Source organism: Verrucomicrobiia bacterium (assembly GCA_019694135.1).
GTDB lineage: Bacteria > Verrucomicrobiota > Verrucomicrobiia > JADLBR01 > JAIBCM01 > JAIBCM01.
Genome location: JAIBCM010000002.1, coordinates 167,838 through 185,311 on the forward strand (window position 1 = coordinate 167,838; position 17,474 = coordinate 185,311).

Consider the following 17,474-nt stretch of genomic DNA (forward strand, 5'->3'; position numbering starts at 1 on the left):
AGTTGGAGAATTATTCTCCTGTATCTTCATCGCCTTCGTCTTCGTCTGGCTCAGGAGGATTTTCTTTTAGATAATTATCCACGCCTTCTTTCCACTTGGCGACATCGTTGCCGTAATCTTGTTCTAAGTAATCGGCCAGATTTTCTTTGGCGTCCTCATAAAGTGGATGGGAAGGATCTTGCATGATTTTTAGCATGGCGGGAAGTTGCACATATTCTTCGCGTCCATATAAATCGTCCATTAACGTTTCCAAAACTTCTTCGGGAGCTTTTTTGTCGTAAAGCAAAGGTTCGATTTTGGAATAATCTTTATCCTCAACCAAATCGACCAAGTATTCCACCGCTTCAACTTTTCCGTCCTCAGGGAAAGTAGGATAAAGAGCGAGAATTTTATCGACGGATTGGGCATCAGTTAAATTGTCATCCAAAGCGGCATCTAAATCTTTTTCCCAAGGCTCCATTTCTTGGGGTTCCATAGGAGTGGGTTGAGGGGCATTAGGTGTGATATTCGCTGGGGTAGAGGGCGTCGGATTTGCGGGTGTCATAGGGCGATTCATATTATTATTGGCCATATTGGCTGGCGCGGAAGAAGTGGGAGTTGCAGGCGAAACGGCAGAAGTCGATGAAGTAGTGGAAGAAGAGGATTTGGTTAATGCCATGATTCCAATTTGCGCGACCACAACGGCAGCAACGATTAAAAGAAACCAAGGGCTGGTTAAAAATGATGGCAATTTCGATTTCATAAATTCTCCTTTTAGACTCTTTTACTATAAGTTGCATTCAAACTTAAAAGGAAAAAACGGTTTTTTTCAAGGCAATTTCGCATATTAAAAAAACAAAAATAACTGCTTATTTTGCACCCAACGATCGAGCTTGATGGATCAACTTGGGCAATGCTTCGTTGTCGGTGCCATCATAATAACCGCGCACATAACCCTGTTGATCGACTAAAGCAAATTTCGTGCTGTGAATATAGCGACCATTTTCGCGAGCCGCTTCGGCTTCTTGAGTTTCTGCCACGGCTAAAAGAAAGCCTTTTGTGGCGAGATAAAATATTTTTTTTTGATCGCCGGTTAAAAAAAACCAATGGTTAGGGTCGGCTTCGAGTTGTTTGGCATATTCGGCTAATACAGGGGGGGTATCAGTTTCGGGGTCGACGGTAATGGAAATCAAATAAATGTTATCATCCGGATGAAGCATGGTTTGCAGTTTTTTCATTTGTCGACTCATGACTAAACAAGGACCGGGACACGTGGTAAAAATAAAATTGGCAACCCAAACTTTGCCCAGAAGTGAGTCTTGTGTAATAGTTTCATTGAGTTGATTGGTTAAAGAGAAGGCTGAAACTTGGCCATAAGTTGGCAGTGCGGGAGAGCGTTTGGTTGTTCGCCATATCATGACTCCGAACACAGCGATTAAGATAAGCATTAACCCGCTCCAAAATAATCGAGGGAGTCGAGAAGGTTTGTTATCCATAATCTCCAATCTGTCTGATTTTATTAAAAAATTCAATCGGTTATCTGATTTTTATTTTGAGAGCTTGGAAAAATTAGAAACTTATGTAAGGTGCCCTCACTATGATAAAAGTTGGTATTAATGGTTTTGGACGAATTGGAAGATTAGTGTTTCGCGCTTTATGCGAACAAGGGTTGCTAGGCAAAAAAATAAATGTGGTTGCGGTGAACGATTTGGTTCCCGCAGACAACTTGGCTTATCTTTTAAAATACGATTCCACACAAGGTAAATTTAAAGGGACGGTAACGAGCGAAAAATCATCGCCTGTTGCGGAAGAGGACGACGTTTTGATTGTTGACGGGCATCGCATTCAATGTTTGGCAGTCAAAGAAGGACCGGCCGCTTTGCCGTGGGGAAAATTGGGTGTGGATATTGTTATTGAATCCACCGGTTTGTTTACGGATGCCGAGAAGGCGAAGGGACATTTAACCGCAGGCGCTAAAAAAGTCATTATTTCAGCGCCAGCAAAAGGAGAAGATATCACCGTGGTAACAGGGGTGAATCATCATCTTTATGACGCAAAAAAACATCACATTATTTCCAATGCAAGTTGCACGACTAACTGTTTGGCGCCGGTGGTTCATGTGTTGTTAAAAGAAGGTTTTGGTTTAGAAGAAGGTTTAATGACCACAGTTCATAGTTATACTGCCACTCAAAAAACGGTGGATGGTCCTTCTAAAAAAGATTGGAAGGGTGGGCGAAGTGCAGCCATTAACATTATCCCTTCCACAACGGGCGCTGCCAAAGCGGTGGGATTGGTTTTACCAGAAGTGAAAGGAAAACTCACGGGCATGTCATTCCGTGTTCCGACGCCGACAGTGTCTGTTGTTGATTTGACAGTAAAAACGCAAAAGAAAACTTCTTATCAAGAAATTTGCCAGGCAATGAAGCGTGCAAGTGAAACTTATTTGCAAGGGATTCTAGCTTATACGTCAGATGAAGTTGTCTCGAGTGATTTTATTCACGATAATCATTCCAGTATTTTTGATGCGGGGGCAGGAATTGAGTTAAATTCTCAATTTTTTAAATTAGTGAGCTGGTATGATAATGAATGGGGTTACAGCAATCGCTGTGTGGATTTATTAAAACAAGTGGCCGGCTCGTTATAGTTTAAAAAAATAAAACGCCTTCATTCACCTTTTTTACTTCATCCGCGTTTTTGAATTCCCCAACAAGCCGCAGGGCAAAGGGTAACGCTGAGCCTGCAGCCTGACTAGTAATGAGCTTGCCATCTACCACTACGCGTTGGTCCAAAAACTTTCCTGATGTAATAAAAGATTTCGCGCTCGGATGACAGGTGAACTGTTTGCCTTGGAGAAGGCCAGCCGCTTCCAAAACCTTAGGTGCCGCGCAAATGGCTCCTAACCAGCGATTTTCTTTAGCGTGTTGCACCAGTTTTTCGCGTAATTTTAAATGATTCATCAAAGTGTCCGCACCGGGTTGGCCTCCGGGCAAGACAATCGCATCAAACGTCTCATCCAACACTTCGATCAACAACGCATCGGCCAAATGACGCGTCTGACGAGACGCAGTAACCGGCCCTTCATCCAAACTTGCGGTAATGACTTCACAATTCGCTCGCCGTAAAATATCAATTACAGTGATTGCTTCGATTTCCTCAAACCCATGAGCCAATGGCACTAAAACTTTCATTAATTAATAATCTAATCTAATTTTAAAATTCGCAACTTAGCAAAGGATTGAATAATAAACCAGTTGCGAAACGTCAAAAAAATAGTTAAATATATTCAAAATAATAATCTTTTAAGCTAAGAAGTTAAATCTCATGAAGTCACAACCTAAAATTATTGCTTATATGAAACCTCAGTGCGGCTGGAGCAACGGGGTTCGCGCTATTTTAAAAAAATATCAGTTGGAATACGAAGATCGCGATATCATCAATAACCCTAACAACTACGCGGAAATGGTGCAAAAAAGCGGTCAACCACTTCAGCCCACGCTCGATATCGGAGGTCGCATTGTCGCCGATATAAGCGGTGAAGAACTCGAAGCCTGGTTAATTAAAGAGGGCGTAGTGAGCTCTAACGCAGCGCCAGTAGATGTTCCTATTAACTCGGCCTGCAGTGATGAAGAGCATGCCCGTCAACAACAGTCCGGCGGTTGGACGCCACCCATTCTGTAAAATCGTAACAATTTGCGTGCGTGACTTATTTTTAAAAACTTTTTTAATTTTTAGTCTTTTATTACCGCACTATCTTTTTTCAGAAAATTTTCAGCAAAAAGTAGGTCAAGTAGAAGCCACACTACTGGCTGAACCCAGTTCCATTGCGTCTGGAAAATCTTTTACGATTGCCATTCGTTTGCGCATGGATTCTAAATGGCATACTTACTGGAAAAATCCAGGTGACGCCGGTTTTGCCACGCAAATCGAATGGAATTTACCACCCGGTTTTCAAGCGGGAGAAATTCAATGGCCTTACCCTGAGCAAGTCGTAGTCGGTGGCATTGTCTCTTATGCTTATCATAATGAAGCATGGTTATTGACTCAAATCACGCCACCTCAGAAGCTGCCTCCCACCATTCCTATCCAAGCCAAAGTTTCTTGGCTGATGTGCGAAGAAACTTGTATTCCGGGTGAGGCAACGTTGACGATTTCCCTGCCATCTGGTGTAGGGGAAATCAAACCTGAAACAAAAGCGCTTTTTGATGCCGCGCGTGAAACTCTACCTAAAGAAAATCAATCGCTTAATTTAAAAGTTTTTAAGGGTTCTGATAAAAAAGTTGTCTTATCAATCGCATCAGAAGATTTTAATGCTAACACAGCTTATTTTTTCCCCGACACGCCTGAGCAAATTGCTCACGATGCGCCTCAAATCGTTCGTCAAATTTCACCATCACAATATGAAATAGAACTGACCCAAGCCACGATAGCGCCTGCAACGTTAGAGCGTTTGAGAGGTGTATTAATTTATCAAACTCCTCAAGAAGAAACGAAAGCTTTTCAAATCGACGCTCCCATTCAAACCGAAAATTCCACGTTAACTTTGAATTTTTCTTGGAAAGAAAATCTGCTCTATTTGCTCTACGCATTTTTAGGTGGCATCATTTTAAACTTAATGCCCTGCGTTTTGCCAGTAATCTCCCTTAAAATTTTTAATTTTATTCAACAAAGCCATCACGATTCTAAAAAAATATTGGCGCATGGGTTAATCTTTTCTGCTGGCATTATTCTTTCTTTTTTGGCGTTGGCTAGCGCGCTCATTGCGTTGCGTGCCGGTGGCGAAAAAATAGGGTGGGGTTTTCAATTTCAATCGCCCATTTTTCTCATCGTGCTTAGCGCTATTGTTTTAGTCATGAGCCTCGCGCTTTTTAACGTTTTTGTCATTGGCGGATCATTGGTAGGCGTGGGAAGCTCGTTAACTGCGCAGGGTGGGTTGAGGGGTTCTTTTTTTAATGGGGTGCTCGCTACCACTTTGGCAACGCCTTGCACCGCGCCCTTTATGGGAGCGGCGCTAGGTTTTGCTTTAACGCAACCTGCCTGGTTGGCCTTGTCGATTTTCAGCTCGTTAGGTTTGGGCATGGCTTTGCCTTATCTTTTAATTTCAGCTCAACCGAAATTATTGCGTTATCTACCCAAACCGGGAATTTGGATGGAAATTTTCAAACAATTTACTGGTTTCTTGATGTTCGGCACTTTGCTTTGGTTACTTTGGCTTTTTGGAACAACGCAAGGAATTGATGCGCTGATTTTGCTTTGCGTTTTTCTCCTTGTGCTGGCGTTCTGTTGCTGGTTGATCGGTCAATTTGGGACTCCTATTAAAACGCGTCGTTCAAAAATAATCACTTGGTTATTGAGCTTATTCTTAATTGCAAGCGCAGGACATTTTTTCATTAAACCTTTGTTAGGTTCCGAAAAAATAAAGCAGACTTCATCGCAAATGGATTGGAAACCTTATTCTCCCCAAGCGCTACAGAACGCTTTGCAAACCACTCAACCTATCTTCATCGATTTTACTGCTGACTGGTGTTTGAGTTGCAAAGTCAATGAACGCGTTGCATTAAACATTGATCAAACTCAAAAACTTTTTGAGCGTCATCAAGTGATTGCTTTTAAGGCAGATTGGACTACGCGAAATCCTGAGGTAAGCGAAGCGTTGGCTTCTTATGGACGAGCCGGAGTGCCATTTTACCTTTTTTATCCTGCGGATCGCTCGAAATCGCCCGTGATTTTGCCGGAGATTTTAACTCCCCAGATCATCGCTAATTTATTTACAGAAAAATAATTTGTGAGTGCCAATATTCAGAAGGAAGAAGCGTTAAGAAAACGCATGGCTGAATTGGCCATTTACGAGGAAGATTTGCGCGAAAATTTTATTCGCGGTTCGGGTCATGGAGGCCAAAAAATCAATAAAACCTCTTCATGTGTGCAATTGTTGCATATCCCTACGGGCATAGAAGTTCGTTGCCAACGGGAACGTTCTCAAGCGCTTAACCGCTTTCTAGCGCGGCGCGAATTGTGCGATCGAATTGCTGAGAAAGTGTTTCGCGAAAAAAGCCAGCGCCAACAAGAGCGCGAGAAAATTCGACGCCAAAAACGGCGTCGTAGTCGTCGCCAAAAAGAAAAAATGTTGCAACAAAAACATCATCATGCTGAAAAGAAACAATGGCGTCGTGCGGTGAGTCAAGAAAATTGAGCTTGGAGACTCGACAGCAGGGAAAGCTTTTTCTAAGTTATGAAAATGCCTTCAGTTTTTATTAAAACCTATGGATGTCAGATGAACGTGCGTGATTCGGAGCAAGTAGCGCAAATGCTCCAGGCTCGCGGTTACGCGCTGGCATCGCACGAAACGGAGGCCGATGTAGTTTTGATTAATACTTGCAGCGTGCGTGATCAAGCCGAGCAAAAAGCTCTGGGCAAAATGGGTTTTATGCAATCGCTCAAAAAAAATAAACCGGATGTGGTGCTCGGTTTTTTGGGTTGCATGGCGCAGAGTCGCGGTGAAGCGCTTTTGGATCGATTACCTGATGTGGATCTTGTAGTAGGCACACAACAATTTCATCGCGTGGCCGATTATGTGGAAGAAATTCGAGAAAGTGGAAAGAAAAGAAAATCTATTGTTGATACTTCAGAATCGCAAGGTTCTCAATCGACGATTAAAGATCATATTTTGCAACCCAAACAGGTAACGGCTTTTGTTTCGATCATGCAAGGGTGTGATATGTATTGCACGTTTTGTATTGTGCCTTACACGCGCGGCCGCGAGCGAGGGCGTTCCATTGCCGAAATTGTTTCTGAGGTAAAAACTTTGGTCGCGTCGGGCGTGAAGGAAGTTACTTTACTGGGGCAAATTGTTAACCTTTACGGTCGACGTGAATTTCCGATAGTGCACGGTAAAACGCCATTTGTTCAACTGCTTTACGCTTTGCAAGAAATTGATGGGTTGGAACGCATTCGTTTTACTTCACCTCATCCGGTGGGATTCAAACAAGATCTCGTTCGCGCTTATCAAGAGTTACCAAAATTATGTGAGCACGTTCATTTGCCGTTGCAATCGGGAAGCAACCGCATGTTGAAAGCGATGCATCGTTCTTACACGCGGGAAATTTATCTAAAAAAAATTGAATCATTGCGCGCGGCGCGTCCCGAAATTGCGATTACTACGGATATCATTGTGGGATTTCCGGGAGAAACCGAAGAAGATTTTCAACAGACTTGCGATTTAGTGGATCAGGTGCGATTTGATAATGCTTTTATCTTTCGCTATTCTCAACGCAAAGACACGCCTGCTGCGGCTTTGCTGGATCAATTGCCAGAGTCGGTGAAAGAAGAGCGCAACCAGATTCTTCTCAAGAAATTGGATCATATTGCCAAAGCGATCGGGGAAAATTTAGTGGGCACAGAACAAGAAATTTTAGTCGAAGGCGAAAGTAAGACCAACGCCGAGAATTTTTTTGGTCGCACGCGACAAAATAAAATTGTCATTTTTGAAGGGAGCGAACGTCATCGCGGCCAGTTATTGCCGATGAAAATAACGCGCAGCACCGGTTTTACATTTTACGGCGATCCGGCGATTTACAATTAGTTTATTTCTAAATTGTAGGGCAAGCGCTTCGCTTGCCATTTTCTAATGATCAAAACCCATTCGATAAGGCCACTCTTGCCATTGCTTTACTAAACCTGCTCGAACAGGATTTTCGCGCATATAAATCCATTTTTCTTGAATGTTTTCTTCAGCTCTTAGAAGTCGATCGAAACAGCCAGGCTGCCATTGCCAGGTAGCTTTTAATTGTTGACGAATCCAACGTTTCAACGCTGCACTGAGATGGCCTATTGCTTGATCTTTTTGATTCGGACTAACAAGAAGGTGAAGATGATCAGGCATTAAAACAGCAGCACAAATTATCCAGTTTTTAAGTCGTTTAGTTGCATTACAAAAAGCATTCATAGCTTTCGTATTGGCTAGTACGGGTTGACGATCTTTAACACAAAAAGTGATGAAATAAATGACTGACGTTTCATGGGTTAACCATACTGGAATACGTGGAGGATGAGCCATGGATCATAATTTAAATGGGAATTCCATTATTTGGCAAGCGGTGCGCTTGCCCTACAAAATATCTTGAGTGCTTATGATATTTGGAAATTCTAACAACTTGGCAATTAGAGGGGATTGCCTTAAATTGAATCCCATATATGTTAATTGAAACTCATGCTCATTTGGATTACAGCGATTTTGATGCAGATCGCGATGCGGTGGTGCAACGCGCCAAAGAAGCGGGTGTGGAACGAATCATTACCATTGGCACGAATGTTGAGAGTTCGCAAAGAGCGATAAAATTAGCGGAACAATATTCTGAAGTTTTTGCGGTGATTGGTGTCCATCCTACGGAAGTTGAAACGGTTCAAGGCAATTGGATTGAGCAACTTTCGCAAATGGCCGATCATCCGAAGGTGGTGGCGATAGGAGAAATGGGTTTGGATTATCATCATTTGCCGAGTGGAAAAATGGAAAATCCTTTTCGTAATGTGCTTGCGATGGAGGTGGCGCAGGATCCTTTGGCTATTTCTCGGAAGATTGCGGATGACGATTATAAAAATCTTCAAGCAACTGTGTTTCGCGCGCAATTGGACTTGGCTTTGGAAAAGAAATTAAATGTCGTTATTCATCAACGCGACGCTTGGGAGGACACTCTAAATATTTTAATGAGTTACAGCGGAAAACTTCGCGGTGTTTTTCATTGTTTTGGAGGATCGGTAGAGCAAGCTTTGAGCATTTTATCCATGGGCCATCTGGTTTCTTTTACTGGTATTGTTACTTTTAAAAACGCTGAGAATGTTCGACAAGTTATTGCGGCAATTCCTCAAGATTGTTTTATGGTGGAAACAGATTGCCCTTATTTAGCGCCCGTGCCTTATCGTGGTAAGCGATGTGAGCCGGCACATGTACAAAAAGTTGCGGAAAAAATTGCTGAAGTGCGTGGCATGTCTTTGTCAGAGGTTGAACAATGCACCACAGAAACAGCTAAACATTTTTTTCGATTTTCTCAATGAATGATGAAAGCGCGTTTACACATTTTTTATTCTGGTCGTGTGCAAGGTGTGGGTTTTCGCGCTAGTGTGAAACAGATCGCTTGTGGTTACGAGGTAGTAGGATGGGTAAAAAATCTTCCTGATGGTCGTGTGGAGATGGTGGCTGAAGGAGATAAATCGGAACTGGAAGCTTTTCTTAAGGGTATTTCAGAAAGCTATCTCAATAGTTTTATTCATGATCAAGCGGCTGATTGGTTAGGGTCCCAGGGCGATTTAAAAAGTTTTCACATTGCTTACTGAGCTATCGTCAATCATTTGAGCTTGCCCAATAAACGCAACCAAGGGTGATTTTTGCGTTTCAACAATTTTTTTCTATATTAGGAGTATGAACACCGAAACTCTGACTAATGATGCAAAGGCAATTTTGGATCAAGCCACCGATCAAGCTAAGGATTGGGTGATGACTAAAGCAGGGAAAGCAAAGTGTTGTTTGAAAGAAGCCGCGGATAAAGTGAATCGTCATATGTCGAAGCGACGCTGGATTGCGTTAGCGATGGTGGTAAGTGCGGGAGTTGTTGCCGGTTGTTTGTGGCGCAAACATTAATAGTTTGGACTCAACTTAAGGAAATATGAAAAAGGAAGCGAAAAAGGAAAATTTTCCGCCGCAGCATCAAGAGCGTCAACCAGGTTTAGAATCTGAAATGACCCCTCGTCCCCAATCAGACGATTCTCGGCATCGTGGTAGTGGAAAGCTCCAAGAAAAAATTGCATTGATTACTGGAGGTGATAGTGGCATCGGGCGCGCGGTCGCCATTGCGTTTGCAAAAGAAGGAGCCCATGTGGCAATCAATTTTTTGAATGAAACAGAAGATGCAAAAGAAACTAAACATCTCGTAGAAGAATACGGGGGAGAATGTCTTTTGCTGCCGGGCGATATGGGTTACGAAGAAAAATGCCAAGCTTTAGTGAAAAAAATTTGGGATCAATGGGGTAAAATTAATATTTTAGTGAACAATTCTGCCGAACAACATCCTCAGGAATCAATCGAGGACATCACGAGCGAGCAATTGATGCGAACGTTTCAAACCAATGTGTTTGCTATGTTTTATTTAACCAAAGTGGTCATTAAAAAAATGTCAAAGGGTGATACGATTATTAACACGACCTCTGTTACCGCTTATCGTGGTAGTCCAGGACTTCTTGATTATTCTTCCACCAAAGGAGCGATTGTTTCATTTACTCGTTCTTTGGCACTGTCGGTAGTCAGTAAAGGAATTCGTGTGAATGCAGTGGCGCCTGGACCTATTTGGACGCCCTTAATTCCGTCAACTTTTCCCAAAGAGGATGTTACTACTTTTGGATCGCAAGTTCCCATGAAACGAGCAGGACAGCCGGAAGAGGTGGCGCCCAGCTACGTTTTTTTGGCTTCAGACGATTCTTCTTACATTACTGGACAAGTGCTTCACCCGAATGGTGGTGAAATCGTGAACACGTAAAGGGTGTCATGAGGCGATTCAATCGCCTCGAATGGATGTGATTAGTATAAAATGAAAACCAACAAAATCTATGAACGAAAATGCTACAGATAACAAAATGGATACAACGGATGTCGTGAAGAAAGTAGAGCGTGCGGTAGATAAAACAAAAGGATTCTTTCGTCGACATTGGAAAGCCACTGCTATGGTTTTAGGCGCTGGTGTTGTAGCTCGCTTTTTCCTTAAGAAAAAGTAGGAGCAAATCATTGTAAGAATTTCTTCCTGGCGAGAAAGAAGGACGTTCTTCATTCTTTAACTCAATGAAAGAACGTCCTTTAACCCAATACGCTTTGCTTTCCGTTGCGGTAGCAATTGTTATTTTGCTTCTAAAATTGGTTGCCTGGCATTTGACTGGTTCGATTGGTTTGCTTTCTGATGCGTTGGAATCGGTGGTCAATTTGGTGGCAGCTTTTATTGCCTGGATTTCATTATCAGTAGCGATTCAACCGGAAGATAAAGAACACGCCTTTGGCCATTCCAAAGCGGAATATTTCGCTTCGGGTTTGGAAGGTCTTTTCATTTTTATTGCAGCCTTAGGCATTGCATGGGCTGCGATTGAACGCTTCTTTCATCCTCAAGCCCTTACTCACACTTTTCAAGGCATTCTTGTTTCCTCCGGCGCTTCAGTGATTAATTTGGTAGTGGCTTTGATTTTGTTGCGCGTTGGCAAAAAACGATCCTCGGTCGCTTTGGAAGCGGATGGCAAACATCTCATGACCGATGTCTGGACTTCCGTGGGCGTTATTATTGGAATAAGTTTAGTCGCTTTGACCCAATGGTGGTGGCTGGATCCGATGGTTGGATTGCTTTTATCCGCTCACATTGTTGTGACCGGCTTAAAACTCATGAAGGAATCCATGCGCGGCCTAATGGATTTCCGATTACCCAAAAAAGAACTCGCCCTTATTCAAGCCACGCTAGACAAATATGCTGCTGAAGGCATTGGCTATCACGCTCTACGCACACGCCGCGCTGCTGCATTAAAATTTGTTGCGGTTCATCTCCTGATGCCAGGAGAGTGGACTGTTGTTCAGGGTCACACCATCGTCGAACGCATCGAAGAAGACCTTCGCAATGCCATCCCCAACCTCATTGTTTTTACTCATATGGAGCCTCTCGAAGATCCGGCATCGTGGGAAGATGTGAAGTTAGAGAGGGGAAAGGTTTTTCATGAAAAATAGGATTTTAGTAAAACAAAATTGGAGAAAATAACAGTTTTGGTGTTTGGAAAAAACGATTTTGAGTTAAAATTTTTCTGTCATTAAATTGGCTTTTATTTTTTTGAGTGAGAAATTTGACAAAGTGGTCAAGTTGAGTTTTATTCCCAGAAATCATTAATTTTTTAAAAATAAAATAGTTGTTATGGGAAAATTTTCTGCAGGAATGGGTAGATTGGGAAGAGTGGGTACGGGTATCGCTCGTTTGAAAGAAGCGATGGGTAGTATCGCTACTTCAGTTGGCAAGATCTCTCAATCCACTACTAAACTTCCTGAATTGAGTAGAGCTATACGATTTTCTGGTCGTGTTCAAAGTGAAGAATTATTAAAGGCGGGAGAGGTTTTAATGGATTTACGAGGCTCTCTGGACGAAATCATGGATGTGCTTACAGATTTAAATAAATCTTTCGAAGTTATCGGTAAAACCGGTGTTGGTGAAGGAGTTGCTAGAAGATTTTATAGGCTTTCAGTGCCAATGACAGAGGCTACTGAAGCTTATGATGCTGCACTTGATATGTATATTAGGGTGGCTCATGGCGAGGCATCGAGAGGGGAGCTAGCCAATGCATTGGATAATCTTTTTGCAAAAGTTAAAAAATTGGAACAAGTTTCTGCTGAGGTTAACACAAGTATTGCTGGGCCAGGATTTAATGCAGTAGGAGGTGGAAGTACAGATTATGATAATAATCCTGCTGCGATTTTAGCTCTTCCTGTTTCGCCTCAAGATATGGCGGATTTTGTTTATTCGATTGGAGATCAAGCTGACAATTTGGGACGTGGAGCTAAAAATGTTTGGGATGGCATATTAAATGAAACAGAATCCGGAATTAAGCACGCTGGGGATGAGATAAATCGGAACTTTAATCAGCTTGAAGATTACGCTCGAAACGGCGGTTATTTGCGAATGTAAATTTTTTAAACGCTTTTAAAATGTCTGAATGAATCTTCCCAAAGAAAATTGTTAATTGATTTAACTTTTCACTTCTTTGCGCGATTTAACCACTTCATCGACCAGGCCGTAGGCTTTGGCTTCTTCTGCGCTTAAATAATAATCGCGATCGGTGTCTTTTTCGATTTGTTCAATGGGTTTGCCAGTGTGATGTGCTAAGATTTCGTTCAAGCGTTGTTTGGTTTTAAGGATTTCTTTGGCTTGAATGGAGATGTCGCTGGCTTGACCTTGCGCGCCGCCGAGGGGTTGATGGATCATGACTTTGGCGTTGGGTAGGGCAAAGCGTTTTCCTTTAGTGCCCGCAGCGAGGAGAACTGCGCCCATGCTAGCGGCTTGGCCGATGCAATAGGTTGCCACGTCGCAGGTAAGAAATTGCATGGTGTCGTAGATGGCTAAGCCAGCTGTTACATAGCCACCGGGGCTTTGCAAATAGATATTGATATCTTTTTTGGGGTCTTCCATTTGTAAGAAAAGCAGTTGGGCGATGATGGCATTGGCGATGGTGTCATCAATAGGGGTGCCAATAAAGATGATGCGATCTTTGAGAAGTCGAGAGTAAATATCGTAAGCGCGTTCGCCGCGGCCGGTTTGTTCGACGACCATGGGAACGAGGTAGTTGTTGCTGATGTTCATAATTTTTTTTCTCAGTTTTAGCTTGGTTTTATTCCACCTTCGCGTGGGTTAAAAGAAAATCAAGCGTTTTGCTAATAAGCAATTCTTCTTCGATTTGGTTAAGACCGTTGTGTTTGTTGAGTTCTTCGAGAAATTTTTGTGGTTCCATGCCGTATTGATGCGAAAGATGATGAATGCGATGGTTCATTTCTTCGGTGGTAACTTGCAAATTTTCTTTTTGCGCAATTTGCAAAAGGAGGAAAGCTGCCTTCACGCGCTCGCGAGCGCTTTTTTGGGCAGTTTGATAAATCTCATCTTTTTTGTCTTGGATAGCGTCGAGGCTGATGCCGCGTTGTTGATTATGTTCAACGATTTCGCGAACGACGTTTTTGGTTTGAGCCGCGAGAAGCGATTCCGGAAGATCAAAGTCGGTTTTGTTTAAAAGTTGTTCCAGAAGTTGATTTTTTTGCTGGGCAACGATGTCATTTTTCTTTTGTGTCTGTAATCCTTCGCGCAAATTGGTTTTGACTTGTTCCAATGACATTTTGAAATGGTTTTGAGCGAAGTCTTCGTCCAGTTCTGGCAGATGTTTTTCTTTAATGCTTTTCATTTCTACGGAAAAAATCGCTTTTTTCCCGACCAGTTCGGGGTAGGGAAAGTTTTCGGGAAATTCTACGGTGATTTCTTTTTTGTCACCGATATTCATGCCGACGAGTTGTCCGCCAAATTTTGGCAGAAAGGCGTCTTCTTCCAGTTTGATCCAAAGATTTTTTTGTTCGGCGATTTTTTTGGCTTCAGGGGCTATTTCTAGTAGTGGCTTGCCATCGACGGTTGCGGTATAATCGATCACGGCAAAATCGTCGGTTTGTGTAGGACGGCCGGTTAAGTCGTGAAAGTGGGCTTGGTGCTCGCGAAGTTGATTGAGTTGTTTTTCAAATTCTTCTTCAGTTAATGTGTCATCGATTTTGGGTAAGGATAAGCCTTTGTATTCCGGGAGGCGAATTTCGGGAGCCAGATCAACTAACGTGGAAAAGCTAAGGGAAAGGCCACGTTGAAATTTGAGATCTTCGATGGATGGAGAACTCACGACGCGTAGTTTTTTTTCTTGAATGGCGCGTCGATAAGCTTTCGGAACTAGGGAGCGCTTGGTTTCTTCATCAATTTCTTCGCTAAATCGTTTGCTGATTACGTCGCGAGGCACTTTGCCCGCACGAAAACCGGGAAGTTTAGCTTGTTTTTGAAATTCGTTGGTGATGCGTTCAATCTCTTCGTTGACTTCGTTGGCAGGTAATTCGATTTTGAGACGTTTCCTGCAACTGTTAATGTCTTCTATGGCTATATTCATGAGGGCGAGAGCTTAAGCATCAGGCGCGTGATGGTCAAGCGGTTGGTTGAAAATACAACGAGTAACTGGTGACAAGAGGATTCCAAATTTCGAGTGTTGGCACGGAATAAATCATGTTTTGTGGTGAGGTGATCTGAAATTGGTAGCTTCGTCCATAGCAATTTTGAGTTGTGGAGAAAAGTTGCTGTAAAAAATCGCACGAGAGAAAAAGGAGTGGGGTGATTGATTTTTTTTCGAGGGCATAACCTTGCGAGGCAAGCCAAGGGCCTAAGGGTTCATCGATTTGCGCCCAATCAGGAATTTTTTCTGAAAAAGTGGTTTCGGCAATTTCGATTAAGGTGTTGGGTTTTTGAGAAAGCCGAAGTTGATTGCATCGGATAAGGGTATTTTCTGTTTTTTTGAAAGTTTGCTGGCTTTGTAAGGTTTGATTTACCGCTCTTTCTAAAAGAGGTGTGGTAAGAGTGGGAGTTGTTAGCAATTGGTAGATAAAGGGCTTTGTCTTTCGGAGTAAAATAAGTTGATCCGAAGTGAAGGTTTCCCCTTTCAATTTGAAAAGAATTAAAGGCATAAAAAGTTATTAGCGTTTTATTTTAAATGGGGAAAAAGATTTATTTTTGCATTTTTTTAAAAGTTTCGCTTGTGTAAGTTCTCGTAGGCTGCTTAATTCTTGCGCGCATGCTCATTTTAGCCGCTACTGAAGGTCACCACGAATTGCCGATGTCGGCAGTGGAGTTATTTCGTTTTGGACCTTTTGTTATTACAAACTCCATGATTCCTGCTTGGATCATTGCTATTGGGCTAATTATTTTTGCTCAAATCGCCATGCGTTCTCCTAGACTCGTGCCTAAAGGCGCTCAGAATTTTTTGGAGTGGATAGTAGAATCCATTTCTGGCTTGTTGGAAGGAGTGCTCGGAACGGAATGGGCGAGAAAAACATTATGGTTTTTTACTTCGATTTTTCTTTTTATCCTTTTTTCTAATTGGTTTGGTCTTTTTCCAGGTGTTGGAACCATTGGTCGAGGTCATGGTGATAATTGGTATGATTTAATGATTACCCATCCTTTTATTCGTGGGGTAAATGCCGATGTGAATATGACCATGGCGATGGCTCTAGTATTTTTTGTTCTATGGACAGTATGGTCATTAAAGGCTAATGGAGTGGGAGGTTTTGTTCATCATATCTTTGGCTCTAAAGCGGATAATAAAGGATTAATTGGTATTATCATGATTGGAGTTTTTATTTTTGTGGGTTTGATTGAAGTCATTTCTATCGCATTTCGTCCAGTGTCTTTAAGTTTTCGTCTTTTTGGTAATGTCTATGGCGGCGAATATATGTTGGAATCGATGATGGCAATTAATAAGTGGTTAAGCTGGTTGATTCCTTTGCCTTTTTACTTTTTCGAATTGCTTGTGGGTTTGGTGCAAGCCTTGGTATTTTGTTTGTTGACTGCGGTGTTTACCGGCATGATGTGTCGTCATGAGGAGGGACATCATTAAAATAAAGATTTCGTTAATCGGATCGTGCTTCGCGTGCGAGGATTAACAAAAAAAACTAAAGTAATGAAAGGAAAGATATGTTCGTAGCAGAAATTGTAGGTAGTATTCATGTAGGTTTGGCTGCCATTGGCTCCGCCTTGGGCGTGGGCATCATTGGATCGAAAGCTGCAGAAGCAGTGGGTCGTAATCCAGGCGCTGCCACACCTATTTTGGTGCAATCCATTTTAGCGATGGCGTTAGCAGAAGGTATTATCTTCTTCGCTATCTTCCTCGCGAAATAAATTTAAAGTCTTGTGTGCGATTTGTATAAAATCGCACCAAGACATGGAAAGAAAACAATGACTTCATGGTTTTTTTTAGGAGCAATTGAAGCTGCCACTTCGGATAGCTTAGTTGGTGAAATTGCCAACCGAGTGGGCGTAAGTGGACCGAAACTTCTTTCGCAAATTATTCTTTTTGTTCTTCTGGCTTACGCTTTGAAACGTTTTGCCTTTAATCCCATTCAAAAAGTATTGGATGAACGACGACAAAAAATTGCGGAGAGCTTGGAAAATGCTGAACGCATTAAATTAGAATTGGCTGAAGCCGATCGCACACGTGCGGATGTGATTGCTAAGGCCCATCAGCAAGCCACTGAGATGATTGAAGAAGCCCAAAAATCATCAGTAATTCTTGGCGAGCGCAAATTGCAGGAAGCCGTAGCTCAAGCCGAAGCTCTCATAAAAAAAGCGCAAGAAGCTGTTTCATTGGAGCGCCAACAAATGATGGCGGAGTTAAAGCGCGAAATTGGTCGTTTAGTCATTGAAACCACTTCAAAAGTTAGTGGCAAAGTGCTTTCAGCAGACGATCAACGTCGCTTAAACGAAGAAACCTTAAAAGAATTAGCCGCTTAAGAAACTAAAAGAATTATGAAACTCAGCAGTGAATCCCGACAGTTAGCAAAATCGCTGCTGACTTTCTGTCGAGCTGGCGAAGGGAGGGTGGATGACTCTCGTGTGCGTTTGGCTGTGGAGAAGATTTTAAAAGAAAAACCTCGCCAGTATTTGGCGGTGTTGACGCGATTTAAAAAATTAATTGCATTGGAGTTAGCTAAGCGTGCTGTGACTGTGCAAAGTGCGGTGCCTTTGGAATCAGATCAACAACAAAATGTAATGAATTTTTTAGAAGGCCGCTATGGAAAGGGATTGAGCGCTGCTTTCGAAGTGAAACCAGAATTACACGGAGGGCTATTGATTAAAGTGGGATCCGACGTGTGGGATGGTTCGATTAAAAATCGTCTCGAGCGACTTAAAGCAATGTATTAGAGTTAAAAG

23 protein-coding genes are annotated in these 17,474 nt (G+C 42.4%); 16 read left to right on the forward strand and 7 right to left on the reverse strand.

Features of this window, described 5'->3' with window-relative positions:
• Window positions 1-10 precede the first annotated feature (10 nt).
• Window positions 11-742: a hypothetical protein gene (locus K1X66_03225; GenBank protein ID MBX7157378.1), complete on the reverse strand. Its 732-nt coding sequence runs from the start codon at window positions 740-742 to the stop codon at window positions 11-13.
• 106 nt (window positions 743-848) lie between these two features.
• Window positions 849-1,475 carry an SCO family protein gene (locus tag K1X66_03230; protein MBX7157379.1) on the reverse strand — a complete coding sequence of 209 codons (627 nt, stop codon included), beginning with the start codon at window positions 1,473-1,475 and terminating at the stop codon, window positions 849-851.
• 101 nt (window positions 1,476-1,576) lie between these two features.
• On the opposite strand from K1X66_03230, the gene gap reads away from it, so the two are divergent.
• A complete protein-coding gene (gene gap, locus K1X66_03235; protein MBX7157380.1) occupies window positions 1,577-2,623 on the forward strand; it encodes a type I glyceraldehyde-3-phosphate dehydrogenase in 1,047 nt (348 codons plus the stop codon).
• Window position 2,624: 1 nt separating this feature from the next.
• On the opposite strand, the gene K1X66_03240 is transcribed toward gap, so the two are convergent.
• Window positions 2,625-3,167, reverse strand: coding sequence for a DJ-1/PfpI family protein (locus K1X66_03240; GenBank protein MBX7157381.1), 543 nt, complete (start codon window positions 3,165-3,167; stop codon window positions 2,625-2,627).
• 133 nt (window positions 3,168-3,300) lie between these two features.
• Here K1X66_03240 and K1X66_03245 point away from each other — a divergent pair, with 133 nt between their 5' ends.
• From K1X66_03245 to miaB, 4 genes are read left to right on the forward strand one after another with little or no spacing between them, the layout of a single operon-like run.
• Complete coding sequence (locus K1X66_03245) at window positions 3,301-3,657, forward strand: glutaredoxin (GenBank protein MBX7157382.1); 357 nt, start codon at window positions 3,301-3,303, stop codon at window positions 3,655-3,657.
• Window positions 3,658-3,673: 16 nt separating this feature from the next.
• A complete protein-coding gene (locus tag K1X66_03250) occupies window positions 3,674-5,758 on the forward strand; it encodes a thioredoxin family protein (protein MBX7157383.1) in 2,085 nt (694 codons plus the stop codon).
• A 45-nt stretch (window positions 5,759-5,803) separates the two neighbouring features.
• A complete protein-coding gene (locus K1X66_03255; protein ID MBX7157384.1) occupies window positions 5,804-6,169 on the forward strand; it encodes a peptide chain release factor-like protein in 366 nt (121 codons plus the stop codon).
• A 45-nt stretch (window positions 6,170-6,214) separates the two neighbouring features.
• Window positions 6,215-7,558 (forward strand): tRNA (N6-isopentenyl adenosine(37)-C2)-methylthiotransferase MiaB, encoded by a 1,344-nt coding sequence (gene miaB / locus K1X66_03260; protein ID MBX7157385.1) that lies wholly within the window; start codon window positions 6,215-6,217, stop codon window positions 7,556-7,558.
• A 42-nt stretch (window positions 7,559-7,600) separates the two neighbouring features.
• Here the strand turns inward: miaB and K1X66_03265 are convergent, their stop codons facing one another.
• Window positions 7,601-8,032 carry a transposase gene (locus K1X66_03265; GenBank protein MBX7157386.1) on the reverse strand — a complete coding sequence of 144 codons (432 nt, stop codon included), beginning with the start codon at window positions 8,030-8,032 and terminating at the stop codon, window positions 7,601-7,603.
• A 137-nt stretch (window positions 8,033-8,169) separates the two neighbouring features.
• Between K1X66_03265 and K1X66_03270 the strand changes: the two genes are divergently transcribed.
• The 7 genes from K1X66_03270 (at window position 8,170) to K1X66_03300 (ending at window position 12,668) form a co-directional block, all read left to right on the forward strand.
• On the forward strand, window positions 8,170-9,027 hold the full coding sequence (locus tag K1X66_03270) for a TatD family hydrolase (GenBank protein MBX7157387.1): 858 nt from the start codon (window positions 8,170-8,172) through the stop codon (window positions 9,025-9,027).
• Window positions 9,028-9,030: 3 nt separating this feature from the next.
• Window positions 9,031-9,306 carry an acylphosphatase gene (locus tag K1X66_03275; protein MBX7157388.1) on the forward strand — a complete coding sequence of 92 codons (276 nt, stop codon included), beginning with the start codon at window positions 9,031-9,033 and terminating at the stop codon, window positions 9,304-9,306.
• A gap of 85 nt (window positions 9,307-9,391) precedes the next feature.
• Window positions 9,392-9,610, forward strand: a complete 219-nt coding sequence (locus tag K1X66_03280; protein ID MBX7157389.1) for a hypothetical protein — start codon at window positions 9,392-9,394, stop codon at window positions 9,608-9,610.
• 25 nt (window positions 9,611-9,635) lie between these two features.
• Window positions 9,636-10,502, forward strand: a complete 867-nt coding sequence (locus tag K1X66_03285) for an SDR family oxidoreductase (GenBank protein MBX7157390.1) — start codon at window positions 9,636-9,638, stop codon at window positions 10,500-10,502.
• A gap of 70 nt (window positions 10,503-10,572) precedes the next feature.
• A complete protein-coding gene (locus K1X66_03290; GenBank protein ID MBX7157391.1) occupies window positions 10,573-10,737 on the forward strand; it encodes a hypothetical protein in 165 nt (54 codons plus the stop codon).
• Window positions 10,738-10,801: 64 nt separating this feature from the next.
• On the forward strand, window positions 10,802-11,722 hold the full coding sequence (locus tag K1X66_03295; protein ID MBX7157392.1) for a cation diffusion facilitator family transporter: 921 nt from the start codon (window positions 10,802-10,804) through the stop codon (window positions 11,720-11,722).
• 181 nt (window positions 11,723-11,903) lie between these two features.
• Window positions 11,904-12,668, forward strand: coding sequence for a hypothetical protein (locus K1X66_03300; GenBank protein ID MBX7157393.1), 765 nt, complete (start codon window positions 11,904-11,906; stop codon window positions 12,666-12,668).
• Window positions 12,669-12,728: 60 nt separating this feature from the next.
• On the opposite strand, the gene clpP is transcribed toward K1X66_03300, so the two are convergent.
• Genes clpP through K1X66_03315 form a run of 3 tightly spaced genes read right to left on the reverse strand, consistent with a single transcriptional unit; the run spans window position 12,729 to window position 15,232 of the window.
• Complete coding sequence (gene clpP, locus K1X66_03305; protein ID MBX7157394.1) at window positions 12,729-13,340, reverse strand: ATP-dependent Clp endopeptidase proteolytic subunit ClpP; 612 nt, start codon at window positions 13,338-13,340, stop codon at window positions 12,729-12,731.
• A gap of 28 nt (window positions 13,341-13,368) precedes the next feature.
• Window positions 13,369-14,664, reverse strand: coding sequence for a trigger factor (gene tig, locus K1X66_03310; protein ID MBX7157395.1), 1,296 nt, complete (start codon window positions 14,662-14,664; stop codon window positions 13,369-13,371).
• 34 nt (window positions 14,665-14,698) lie between these two features.
• Entirely contained in the window at window positions 14,699-15,232 is a 534-nt protein-coding gene (locus K1X66_03315; protein MBX7157396.1) for a hypothetical protein, read from the reverse strand.
• 107 nt (window positions 15,233-15,339) lie between these two features.
• Between K1X66_03315 and atpB the strand changes: the two genes are divergently transcribed.
• From atpB to K1X66_03335, 4 genes are all read left to right on the forward strand, one after another.
• Entirely contained in the window at window positions 15,340-16,161 is an 822-nt protein-coding gene (gene atpB / locus K1X66_03320; GenBank protein ID MBX7157397.1) for a F0F1 ATP synthase subunit A, read from the forward strand.
• 77 nt (window positions 16,162-16,238) lie between these two features.
• Window positions 16,239-16,442 (forward strand): ATP synthase F0 subunit C, encoded by a 204-nt coding sequence (locus tag K1X66_03325; GenBank protein ID MBX7157398.1) that lies wholly within the window; start codon window positions 16,239-16,241, stop codon window positions 16,440-16,442.
• 57 nt (window positions 16,443-16,499) lie between these two features.
• Window positions 16,500-17,054: a F0F1 ATP synthase subunit B gene (gene atpF, locus K1X66_03330; protein MBX7157399.1), complete on the forward strand. Its 555-nt coding sequence runs from the start codon at window positions 16,500-16,502 to the stop codon at window positions 17,052-17,054.
• Window positions 17,055-17,069: 15 nt separating this feature from the next.
• A complete protein-coding gene (locus tag K1X66_03335) occupies window positions 17,070-17,465 on the forward strand; it encodes a F0F1 ATP synthase subunit delta (protein ID MBX7157400.1) in 396 nt (131 codons plus the stop codon).
• Window positions 17,466-17,474: the final 9 nt, after the last annotated feature.

What these genes read in the sequence shown, in the direction of transcription:
- K1X66_03225 (MBX7157378.1), bottom strand. Translation starts at nt 742, where the DNA reads ATGAAATCGAAATTGCCATCATTTTTAACCAGCCCTTGGTTTCTTTTA.
- K1X66_03230 (MBX7157379.1), bottom strand. Translation starts at nt 1,475, where the DNA reads ATGGATAACAAACCTTCTCGACTCCCTCGATTATTTTGGAGCGGGTTA.
- gap (MBX7157380.1), top strand. Translation starts at nt 1,577, where the DNA reads ATGATAAAAGTTGGTATTAATGGTTTTGGACGAATTGGAAGATTAGTG.
- K1X66_03240 (MBX7157381.1), bottom strand. Translation starts at nt 3,167, where the DNA reads ATGAAAGTTTTAGTGCCATTGGCTCATGGGTTTGAGGAAATCGAAGCA.
- K1X66_03245 (MBX7157382.1), top strand. Translation starts at nt 3,301, where the DNA reads ATGAAGTCACAACCTAAAATTATTGCTTATATGAAACCTCAGTGCGGC.
- K1X66_03255 (MBX7157384.1), top strand. Translation starts at nt 5,804, where the DNA reads ATGGCTGAATTGGCCATTTACGAGGAAGATTTGCGCGAAAATTTTATT.
- miaB (MBX7157385.1), top strand. Translation starts at nt 6,215, where the DNA reads ATGCCTTCAGTTTTTATTAAAACCTATGGATGTCAGATGAACGTGCGT.
- K1X66_03265 (MBX7157386.1), bottom strand. Translation starts at nt 8,032, where the DNA reads ATGGCTCATCCTCCACGTATTCCAGTATGGTTAACCCATGAAACGTCA.
- K1X66_03270 (MBX7157387.1), top strand. Translation starts at nt 8,170, where the DNA reads ATGTTAATTGAAACTCATGCTCATTTGGATTACAGCGATTTTGATGCA.
- K1X66_03275 (MBX7157388.1), top strand. Translation starts at nt 9,031, where the DNA reads ATGAAAGCGCGTTTACACATTTTTTATTCTGGTCGTGTGCAAGGTGTG.
- K1X66_03280 (MBX7157389.1), top strand. Translation starts at nt 9,392, where the DNA reads ATGAACACCGAAACTCTGACTAATGATGCAAAGGCAATTTTGGATCAA.
- K1X66_03285 (MBX7157390.1), top strand. Translation starts at nt 9,636, where the DNA reads ATGAAAAAGGAAGCGAAAAAGGAAAATTTTCCGCCGCAGCATCAAGAG.
- K1X66_03290 (MBX7157391.1), top strand. Translation starts at nt 10,573, where the DNA reads ATGAACGAAAATGCTACAGATAACAAAATGGATACAACGGATGTCGTG.
- K1X66_03295 (MBX7157392.1), top strand. Translation starts at nt 10,802, where the DNA reads ATGAAAGAACGTCCTTTAACCCAATACGCTTTGCTTTCCGTTGCGGTA.
- K1X66_03300 (MBX7157393.1), top strand. Translation starts at nt 11,904, where the DNA reads ATGGGAAAATTTTCTGCAGGAATGGGTAGATTGGGAAGAGTGGGTACG.
- clpP (MBX7157394.1), bottom strand. Translation starts at nt 13,340, where the DNA reads ATGAACATCAGCAACAACTACCTCGTTCCCATGGTCGTCGAACAAACC.
- tig (MBX7157395.1), bottom strand. Translation starts at nt 14,664, where the DNA reads ATGAATATAGCCATAGAAGACATTAACAGTTGCAGGAAACGTCTCAAA.
- K1X66_03315 (MBX7157396.1), bottom strand. Translation starts at nt 15,232, where the DNA reads ATGCCTTTAATTCTTTTCAAATTGAAAGGGGAAACCTTCACTTCGGAT.
- atpB (MBX7157397.1), top strand. Translation starts at nt 15,340, where the DNA reads ATGCTCATTTTAGCCGCTACTGAAGGTCACCACGAATTGCCGATGTCG.
- K1X66_03325 (MBX7157398.1), top strand. Translation starts at nt 16,239, where the DNA reads ATGTTCGTAGCAGAAATTGTAGGTAGTATTCATGTAGGTTTGGCTGCC.
- atpF (MBX7157399.1), top strand. Translation starts at nt 16,500, where the DNA reads ATGACTTCATGGTTTTTTTTAGGAGCAATTGAAGCTGCCACTTCGGAT.
- K1X66_03335 (MBX7157400.1), top strand. Translation starts at nt 17,070, where the DNA reads ATGAAACTCAGCAGTGAATCCCGACAGTTAGCAAAATCGCTGCTGACT.